This window comes from uncultured Campylobacter sp., from assembly GCF_938045625.1.
Classification (GTDB): Bacteria; Campylobacterota; Campylobacteria; order Campylobacterales; family Campylobacteraceae; genus Campylobacter_A.
Genome location: NZ_CALIAV010000078.1, coordinates 19133 through 29262, shown reverse-complemented (window position 1 = coordinate 29262; position 10130 = coordinate 19133). Strand labels below are relative to the sequence as shown.

General features: G+C 46.6%; 7 protein-coding genes. 2 read left to right on the top strand and 5 right to left on the bottom strand.

Translation table 11 applies throughout. From position 1 onward, the window contains the following. The first annotated feature begins 103 nt into the window (after positions 1–103). On the top strand, positions 104–2302 hold the full coding sequence (locus Q0386_RS07720) for a TonB-dependent siderophore receptor (RefSeq protein WP_299029391.1): 2199 nt from the start codon (positions 104–106) through the stop codon (positions 2300–2302). 433 nt (positions 2303–2735) lie between these two features. Beyond that, on the top strand, positions 2736–4769 hold the full coding sequence (locus tag Q0386_RS07715; RefSeq protein ID WP_299029388.1) for an ATP-dependent helicase: 2034 nt from the start codon (positions 2736–2738) through the stop codon (positions 4767–4769). Between the two features lie 218 nt (positions 4770–4987). Here the strand turns inward: Q0386_RS07715 and Q0386_RS07710 are convergent, their stop codons facing one another. The 5 genes from Q0386_RS07710 to ruvA all read right to left on the bottom strand — a co-directional run bounded on the left by Q0386_RS07710 (position 4988) and on the right by ruvA (position 10117). Then, on the bottom strand, positions 4988–6424 hold the full coding sequence (locus tag Q0386_RS07710) for a UDP-N-acetylmuramoyl-tripeptide--D-alanyl-D-alanine ligase (protein ID WP_299029385.1): 1437 nt from the start codon (positions 6422–6424) through the stop codon (positions 4988–4990). 277 nt (positions 6425–6701) lie between these two features. Beyond that, positions 6702–7874: an alpha/beta fold hydrolase gene (locus Q0386_RS07705; RefSeq protein ID WP_299029382.1), complete on the bottom strand. Its 1173-nt coding sequence runs from the start codon at positions 7872–7874 to the stop codon at positions 6702–6704. Further along, complete coding sequence (locus Q0386_RS07700; protein WP_002947827.1) at positions 7874–8104, bottom strand: type II toxin-antitoxin system Phd/YefM family antitoxin; 231 nt, start codon at positions 8102–8104, stop codon at positions 7874–7876. Before Q0386_RS07700 ends, Q0386_RS07705 begins: the two co-directional genes overlap by 1 nt. 410 nt (positions 8105–8514) lie before the next feature. Continuing rightward, complete coding sequence (locus tag Q0386_RS07695) at positions 8515–9549, bottom strand: D-alanine--D-alanine ligase (protein WP_299029379.1); 1035 nt, start codon at positions 9547–9549, stop codon at positions 8515–8517. 13 nt (positions 9550–9562) lie between these two features. Next, positions 9563–10117 (bottom strand): Holliday junction branch migration protein RuvA, encoded by a 555-nt coding sequence (ruvA, locus tag Q0386_RS07690; RefSeq protein WP_122868084.1) that lies wholly within the window; start codon positions 10115–10117, stop codon positions 9563–9565. Between the last annotated feature and the right edge of the window lie 13 nt (positions 10118–10130).

Below are 10130 nucleotides of genomic sequence, written 5' to 3'. Positions count from 1 at the left end.
AATATATATTATATCAATATATAATCTTAATTTTGTATTAAGTAAACAATTTGTAACATACACGCATTATGCAAATTTAGCATAAAACCAATAAGGAGTCTAAATGAGAGTGAAATTTTCAGTTGCCGCATGTGCGGTTTTGGCGCTATTTGCAGCGCAAGCAAATGCCGCAGATACGGTTAAGCTAGAAGGCATCGAGATAAATAGCGTCGGCGATAACATCAGCGAGAGTGGTATCAGTGAAGGCATCCTAACCAAAAACGTACAAAACGGTATCCTGGCTGGCAAAAAGGTGCTAGATACGCCGTATCAGATAAACACAATCACAAAAGAAACGATGAATCACCAAGGCGTGACCGGTTTTGAGGAGGCGGTGAAATACTTCCCGTCAGCGCAGGTTCAGATGAGAGGCGGCACCACGGTCGGTCGTCCGCAAACTCGCGGCTTTGAGGGTAGCGTCGTGGGCAACGTTTTTTGGGACGGCTTTTACACTATCTCGACTACGGCGATCCCGATGGCGATGTTTGAGAGCTTGCAGATACAAAACGGTCTTGCCGGCTCGCTTTACGGCCCGCAAAATCCAGTCGGCGTCTTTAACTATACAAGAAAACGCCCGGTAGACAACGAGCACAGCATCTGGGCGGACTACGCTTCGCGAGAGCACTTTGGCGTGGGCGTAGATAGCTCGATGAAATTTGACAAGGTAGGCTACCGCGCGGTCGTATACGGCTCAGATGGCGCAAAACAAGTAAAAGACAGCAACTATCAGCGCCGCTTAGCCAGCATCACGCTCGAGTTTTATCCGACCGAGTCGCTTACGTTTGAGACTGCGGCTAGCTACTACGAGCACAACACTCACGGCTTTGCGGGACTTTTTGCGCTTTACGTAAAAGACGGCATGATCAGAAACGACCTAAAGCTACCAGACCCGGTCGATAACAAAACTCCTGGCCTTGGTCAGCCATACGGCGGTATGAATCTAAAAACGACGACGGCTAGCGCTAAATTTAAATACGCTCCGAGCGAGGATTGGTATTTCGAGGGCGGATATCAGTTCCAGCGAGCCGATCGCCATACACATAGCGTCGTAAACAGGATCACGGATAAAAACGGCAACTACGATACCTATCACGGCGGCGGAGCGACAGCGGCTTATAGATTTGACCTGCCTAGCGGCTATTTAAAGGCGGTCACGGACTTTGATACTTGGGGGCTAAATCATAACTTTAGCGTGCAGGCAAACGGATACAGATACGTGCAGTATCGCTACTCAAATTTGAGCACGACTACAAAAGCGGGCTCGGCAAATATCAACGATCCTAAAGTTTTCCCGCATCCAAACTCTAAAAAAGGCTCAAATTTATATAAACTCAGCACGACCGATATGAAAAATATCTCCATGCTAGACGATATCACGATAAATGATAACTTTAGCTTGCTACTAAGCCTCTCAAACAGCTGGATAAAAGAGCGCACTCGTCCGGCCATAACCGCTACGCAAAGACAGCTAAAACCTATCGTGACCAAATACGACGAATCCGGCCTTAGCTACGGCGCGAGCCTGGTATATAAACCTGTTGAAAACGTGAGCACCTATGTTACCTTTGCTGATAGCTTGCAACAAGGCGGCAGCGGCACGAACACCGACGGCACGACCAGCGTGCTAAAACCGTATCGCTCGAAACAATACGAAATAGGCGCCAAAGCTCGCATAAACGAAATCGACTTTAGCACGGCGGTGTTTAGGATACAGCGCCCTATCTCCTATGTCGGCGGTAACGGCAGATACGACGTCCAAGGCGAGCAGGTAAATACGGGCTTTGAGTTTATGAGCGGCGGCAAAATCACGTCAAATTTAAGCGTTCTAGGCGGATTTACGCTGATAAACTCTAAATTTAAAGACCCGCTACTAAAAGGCGCAAACGGCAAAGTCGTAAACGGCGTGCCTAAACTAAACTCGAATTTGCTATTTGACTACGTGGTGCCAAATACCGAAAAGCTCGCGTTTAGCGCAAATTTTCACTACACGAGCAAGATGTATATAGACGATCTAAACACTCAGGCTACGCCTAGCTTTTTCGTCACGGATCTTGGCGTGAGATATGTTAGCCGCGCGATGCTGGGCAAACAAACCACTTTGCGCTTTAACGTAAATAACGTATTTAACAAAAAATACTGGGCAGGCATGTATCCTGCAAGTGCTGACGGTGCAGGTACCAGCGCTAGCGTTCTTGGCGTAGCTAACGGGCTAAGCCTGGGCGAGAGTAGGATGTTTATGCTGTCAGCCGAAGTCAAATTTTAATTTGACTTAAGGCTTGCCTCGCGAGCGTCTTTAGCGGAGCCAGAAATTTTCATCCTCGATGAACTGCGCGTTCTATCTTTGGTAGAAAATTTCTTCGCGCCTTAAAGCCGTCTCGCGAGACTGCGCCTTGGCTTCTTGCGCTCAAATTTGGAGCAATACTTACCCGCCAAGACCCGTGCCTTGACAATGCCGATTTATTTATATAATCAGTTTCACGCTACTTCAGGGCTTGCGTTTGCAACTTCTAAAAAAGCAGTTACTGGCCGCAGGCAAATTTAACAGTAAATTTTATGCATAACGTCAAATTTGAAAACAACTTTACTACGCAAATTTAAAGCTCAAATTTAAGCGCGCAGGTTTTTGGCTACTATTTGAATTTTCATAATTTTAAGCCCGTTTGGGTATAATCTGCCCTTTTAAACGCGAGGAAAATATGCCCCTTTCAAAACTAAATCAAGAACAATACGCCGCCGCGACCGCTCCTGCCGGACACAATCTAGTTATTGCCTCTGCCGGCACCGGCAAAACCAGCACCATCGTCGCGCGCATCGCTCATCTGCTAAATTTAGGCGTAAAACCCGAAAAAATCCTGCTGCTAACCTTTACCAACAAGGCTGCGGCCGAGATGATCGAGCGCTTAAACCGACATTTTGATAAAAAAATCACCTCGCGCATCACGGCGGGCACCTTTCACTCGGTTTCTTATTCGCTTCTTAAATTTCTAGAAAAACCCGTCACGCTAAAGCAGCCTAGCGAGCTAAAAACGCTGCTAAAATCGCTCGTCGAGAGGCGCAAATTTAACCACCTAAGCGACGTTAAACCATACGGCGGCGCCTATCTTTACGACGCGTATTCGCTATTTCAAAATTTAGCCCTAAAGCAGACGTTTGGCGAGTGGCTAAAGGAGCGAAGCGACGAGCAAGGCGTATATGCCGAGATTTACGAGGACGTTTTGCGCGAATTTGAGGAGGAAAAGAGCAAATTTGGCTATGCGGATTTTAACGACTTGCTTATCAAAATGCGCAACGAACTAAGAAAAGGCGCGCCGCTAAAATTTGAGGAAATTTTAGTCGACGAGTACCAGGACACGAACTCTCTGCAAGGCTCGCTAATCAGCGCTTTTGAGACGAAAAGCCTTTTTTGCGTCGGGGATTTTGACCAGAGTATTTACGCATTTAACGGCGCAAACATCGAGATCATCGGCTCGTTTAAGGACCGATTTGTAGACGCCAAAATTTACGCGCTAAACATCAACTACCGCAGCAGCTCCGCGATCCTGGCTCTGGCCAACAAAGTCATCGCAAACAACCCGCGCCTTTACGAAAAAAAGCTAGTCGTCGGCCGCGAGGGCAAATTTACCTCGCCAAAGCTGCTAGTTTACAACGAGCTTTTCGACCAATACTCAAACATCGCGCAGGTCATCGCCGTTTCAAAATATAAAAAAGAAAACATCGCCATCATCTTTCGCAACAACTCGAGCGCCGACGGACTAGAAGTCGCGCTGCGGGAGCTTGGTATCGGCTCCAAGCGCAAGGGCGGCGTGAGCTTTTTTGAAAGCCGCGAGGTGCGCGCCGCTATGGATCTGCTAGGCATCCTCATAAACCCAAAGGACATCATGGCCTTTATCCACGTGTGCGAATACGCAAAAGGCGTCGGTGCGGCGCTTAGCAAGGAGATTTTCGAGGTGCTAAGCAAGGTCGGACACGGCGATGTCGTGCGCGGATTTTTGCAGCCAGACGATAGCGTGGAAGCCTTTGCCAAAAAGACCAAAAACTACCAGCTGGGGCTTTTTGACGAGCTTGACGAGGTCGGAGAGAAGTCGCGCTTTGCTAAATTTAACTTTAGCGAGAAATTTTTCGCGCATCCCGTGCTAAAAATGCAAAAACTAAGCGAGAGCGGCGGGCAGTTTTTGTATGAAATTTATAATTTTTTAAACGTCGCCAAACGCCACTCGCGCCCGACATCGCTGATAGATGATCTCAAAAATAGCAAAATTTATGCCCTCATCGCCGATAATCTCGCGACCAAGCGCGCCACGCAAAAAAACGGCAACGTCGACGAAATGCTAAAAAAAGAGGCCCTAGAGCGCATCGCGGGCAAGCTAGAGGTACTGGGCGAACTAGCCAAAAACTACTCGGAGGCGGAGAAATTTTATAACTTTATCACGCTAGGAAGTAGCGAGATGAGCAGCGGCGAAGGGGTAAATCTGCTAAGCGTCCACGCCTCAAAGGGTCTTGAGTTTGACCTCGTTTTTGTAGTCGATCTCGCGCAAAATCGCTTCCCGAACCTCAAGCTCATGAGCATGGGCGGCTCGCTCGAGGAGGAGCGGCGACTCTTTTACGTCGCGGTCACTCGCGCACGCGACGAGCTGATTTTAAGCTACGCCAAATACGACAAAATCAAAAAGATAAACTACCAGCCCAGCCAGTTTTTGATCGAGGCTGGGATGGCAAGCGCGGGGATTTAAATTTAACTTCAAATTTGGGGTTAAATTTGAGTCACTTAAATTTAGCCGTTCTATTTTTTAGCCCGTCGCAGTCGGTGCTTAGCATAACCCGCACCTTGAAAATGCATTTTTAAAATCAATCTCCACCGACGTGAGCAAAGTAAATTTCAAATCAAATTTTAGCAGCTAGAAGCGGCGCCGCTAAAATTTGACTGCACCGTCCAAACTAAATTTGCCCCCTACATAAAGCTTGGCGCGTCATTTGAAAAAAGGATCAGATCGCCCGCTCTTGTGTTTTGCGCCAGGGCTTCTTGCATTTTTGATTTGTCCTTGATGACGATGACTTTTGGCCTACTTAGGTGCTTTAGCAGCGCGACGGCGTTTAGCGAGCTTGTTAGCATAACGATATCAAAGGTTTTGTTGATGATCTTGCTTAGTTTTTCGTTCTCCTCGTCGCTGCTCTCCATGATGCCGGGCGTCACGAGCACCTTGCGCCCTTCGTAGCTGGCGACTAGCTCGTAGCTCGCGCTCATGCCGTTAAAGTTACCGTTAAAGCCGTCGTCAATGATAATTTTGCCGCCCGCATCGATGCGCTCGAGTCTGTGCTCGACGTTTTTTAGACGCGAGAGAGCGGAGACGATCCTAGCCTCGTCTAGTCCTAGATATAGCGCGGTTTTTACGCAGACGGCTAGGTTTACAGCGTTAAATTTACCAAGCAGCGGCGAAGCAAATTCCCTCTCGCCAAGCTTAAATTTAACCCCATCCAGGCTCGCCTCAACGCCGCTTAGGTCTTTGTCGTAAATTTCTATCTTTTCGCCCTCGTTTGCCTGCGTACTGCTGTGCACGAAAGCCTTTTCTAAGCGCTTTGAGCCAAGAGCCTCAAGCTTCGTGGCGCAGATATTTTCAAGCGTTTTAAAGTACTCGATATGCTGCGCGCCGATCTCGCCGACGATAGCGATGTGCGGGCTCAAAAACTCCGTGATCTGTGCGATGTCGCCTTTTAGGCGTGCGCCCGCCTCGGCGATATATATCTGCGTACCGACAGCAAGCTCGTTGTTTACGTCTTGGATGAGGCCTGCTAGCGTGTTTACGCTGCGAGGTGTTTTGCGGCAAACGAAATCGTTTTTAAGCAGCTCAAATAGGAAATTTTTGATACTGGTTTTGCCAAAACTCGCCGTTATCATGATGATTTTGAGCTCCGGCATCGAGGCTAGCTTTTTGCGAGCGCTGTTTTCGTATGCCTTAAATTTAGCCTTTTCCAGCAAAAAGCTAAGCGCAAAAGAGGCCACGATTGGCAGGACGACGCCTAAATTTACGCGGTACTGCGTCGCGAAATAAACGCCGTAGCTAGCGATAACCGTGAGTGCTAAGATAACAAAAAATCGCTTGACCCTAGGCGTAAAAACTAGCTTTTTATCGAGCTTTTTGTGCCAAAGAGCGAGACTTGGCACCAGTGCAAAGTAAAAATAAATCCAGAAAAATCGCTCCGCCCCGTAAAAAAGCACGATCGGCACGATAAGGAAAAACACGTGCCACAGCGGCCTAGTGAAGTGAAACAGCACGCGCTCAAACTTGTAGGAAAACCACTGAAGGCAGGTGATGAGATAAAATCCGAGCGCAAACGTAAATAAAATCTGCGTCGCGGCAAGGCCTATATTTATGAGGGTTTCGTTCATTTTTTCTCCTAGGTTCGCTTAAGCGAGCTTTTGCTTGCGCCCTTTTTACTAAATTTAGCGTTTTGCAGTTTTGTTTTGCATACCTGGCGTAAATTTGATAGTTTTTCCGTTAAATTTGAGAGCAAATTTATCCGCCCTACTTTTTTACGCCGTAAAACGCAAATTTATCAGCCGAGATTTTACAGATTTTGGGCTTAAATTTAGCTCGTAAATTTGATGTAGGCCTGCCAAACCCGCATAAATTTAATGCTGATATCTAAAATCCCAAATTTGCACGCTAGCTTAAATCAAACGTTTGCTGCACAGGCTTTTTGGGGCTTTTTTGAGCGTCTTGCTCATCTTTTGGCAAAATTTGATTTTGCTCGTCGCTGTTTAAGGCGTCGATTTTAGGTTCGGGCTTGTCTTGCGCGCTTTCTTGCCCGTCAAACAAATTTTCTTTAAAAACATTTTTTGCAGAAATTTGACCGTTTTCGTCACTCGCATCGTCAGGCTGCGAGTTTTTATCAGCCAAATTACCGCTTTGTGGTTGCTCGTCAAAAAGTCTACTTTGAGAGATGGTTTTTGCGCTCGTCTCCAAATCCGCGCGAGCAGGTTTCGTCAAATTTTGCTCGGTAACATTTTTAAGATCGCCGTCTTCGTCGGCACTCTCAATTTTTTCGCTCAAATTTTCACGGTTTTTCGGGCTTAAAATTTTTACGCTCTCGATCCCGCTTTCTTCATCCAAGTCCATCAAATTTAACCCCGCATTCACGACGCCGTCGATATAGCGCGCGTGGAGTAAAAAGAAAAAATGATCACCCTTTAGCGCGTGAAATTCGCTGTTTTTGATGAGGCGACTCACGCGTTCGCCGCTTTTTAGAGGTGTGGCCTTATCCTCCTCACCCCAAAATATAAACGCCTTGCCGCCAAAGTCAGCAAATTTAGAGCTAAAGTCCTCATCGACGACGTTTTTTAGTGTCTCGTACATCGTTTTGCTCATGCTTTTTACGTCTTTTGTGGCGAAAAATTTGTATAAAAACCCAAGCCCGAATAGTTTTAAAAACTTAAACAAAGCAATCTTAAATCGCACCCAAAGCGGCTTTTTAGCCACGATGCCTGCCGAGCTTAAAAGCGCGAGATATTCGGGGTTTAGCAGGGTTGCGACCTTGCCGCCGAAGCTATGTCCAAAGATGATTTTAGGATTCGCGCCAAGCTCGTCCAAAAATGATTTCATGATTTTTGCGTAGTCTTTCGTCGCTAGCGCGCCGTGCATACTGCTCGCGCCAAAGCCCGGCATATCGACGTAAACGTGCCGAAAGTCCTTAAAATACGCGCCGAAAGCCTTTTTCATGATCTCTTTGTTTGCACCCCAGCCGTGCAAAAATAGCGCGACGTCCTTGTGCGCGAGATTTACGGTTTCGTAGCTGATGCGGTAAACTTTGCCGCCGTATTTTACCTCTTTGACCGCCATTATTCGCCGCTTCCGGCTCGTTTTTTAGCCTCATATATGCTTTGAAGAACCTCGACGGCCTCGCATAGGCGCTCATATTCGCCCATATTTAGCAGCACGGCTTCAAATTTATTATTTTTGACGATCACGGCGCGCTTCATCTGCGCCTTGCCGACCTTGCCTAAAACGGCGCTAAAATTTCGCACCACTTCGGTCGCCGTGTAAATTTCATCTTTGCTAAAAGTAGTCATTTCTGCTCTTTACGTAAAATTTTGTGTAAAATATAGCATATTATCTTTAAATTCAAATTAAAATATAATGGCGCATTATGTTCTTTAAAATTTATTTTAGAGCGTTTTATATTTTTAGAGTGAAATTTGCGAGTATAAGAAAGGCGGATGGGTAAAATTTGACTAAAACTAGCGGTTGAACAGAAAAAAGGCGAGTTAAATTTGGCCTAAATTGGCGATTTTGCAATATAAAATGTTGAAAAACAAGCCGCGCTTTTGCCTAGCAAGCGTAATAATCGCTAAATTTCAAAACTACCGACCAAATTTATTAGCGATACAATAAGGCGTAAAAATTTAAAAAGCCTCCAAAAACAATCCGTTTAAGGCGGAAATCAAACGTCAAATTTAAAAAATCAGACGCAATAAAAATTTTACAACTTGCCTTTTGCCGACGTTATGGAGTTGATAAATTTATAGTCGATATTTATCTCGCGTTCTTTTGGCAAGCTTGCGGCGAGTCGTTCCAGAGTCCCCTCAAAATCGTCAAATAGATAATTGGCCATACTGCCCGGATTTGGGTTAATCTCGTTTAGATAGACTTCGCCGTTTATCTCGAAAAAATCGCAGCGTATCAGCGCCCCGTCAAAGCCGCAGTTGTAAATGCGCTCAAAGCTTTGTTTTAGCTTGGCGGCTAGCTCTGCGCCGATGTCGGCCTCGCGCGCCCTGCTCTCGTTTGAAAAGCTCATATATTTTTGCTCGTAGTCTAAAAATTCCTTCTTTTTAGGCTCTTCGATGATGGAAAATTTAATCTCGCCGTCGGCTCTGCAGCCTGCTAGATTGTACTCCTTCACGCCCTCGATAAAGGGCTCTACTAGGATCTCTTTGTCAAACTCGTATGCCACGTCTAGGCCGTATTCTAGCTCGCTAGCGTCTTTTATCACGCTAACTCCTATCGAGCTTCCTAGGCGAAGCGGCTTTAGGATTACGGGCAGCGGCAGGTTAGGCGCTTTTCCTCTGCCTACAACCTCGTAGTTTAGGGTATTTACGCCCGCTTTTTGCGCTAGTAGCTTGGTTAGCTCCTTGTTGTAGCTTAGCGCGCTAGCCTCTACGCGAGGGCCGATATAGCTAAGGCCATAAAACTCGAGCAGCGCCGCGATCTTGCCGTCCTCGCCGTCCATGCCGTGGACTAAATTTATAAATACGTCCGCCTCGATCTTTTTCTCGCCGAACATCCCGCCGGCAAAAAATCCGCCCTGCTTTAGAGTAAGCTTTTTGGCGTTTTTATACTTGCCCGAGCTAAAAAAATTCGCCCTCATATCGGCGCCGTTTATCAGGTAAAATTCTCTAAATTTATCGCAAAATATAAACAAAGGCTCGTTTTTTAGCACCTTTTTTAGGGCTATGGCGCTTACGATACTGATCTCGTGTTCGTAGCTTTTAGCACCAAATATCACAGCAAATTTCATATCTTTTCCTTTTTTATGCTAGTTTTTTTAGGGCTTGTTTGATGAGTTCGCCCGTATTTTGCGCGTCGCACTCGCTAAGCGCCTTGGTTATCTTTTCTCTTTTAAAGCCAAGACTCTCCAGAGCCAAGATCGCTTCGTGCTGATGGCTAGGTAGATTTTCATCCATCGTCATCTTTGCGTCGCTAAGCTCGGCAATGATGCGTCTAGCAGTCTTTGCGCCGATACCTGGCACTGTTTGTAGCGCCGTAGCGTCTCCGCTTTTTACCGCGTTTAAAAATGCGTTGGGATTTAGGCTAGAGCACACAGCCATCGCAGTCGCCGCGCCGATACCGCTTAGTTTTATCAGCGTCTCAAACATCTTTTGTTCGTTACTATCTAAAAATCCGTAAAGCAAGTCCGCATCCTCGCGGATGATCTGCGTGATGTTTAGCTCCACGCTCTGGCCTCGCTCGAGTTTCGCCGAGCAAAAAAGCGAGATCGCCACGCCGTAGCTCACGCCGCCGGCAGTCTTTAAGATGAGATTTGCGGGCTCTTTTTTGGTTATGACGCCCTCGATCGCTTTTATCATCTTTTTCCTTTAA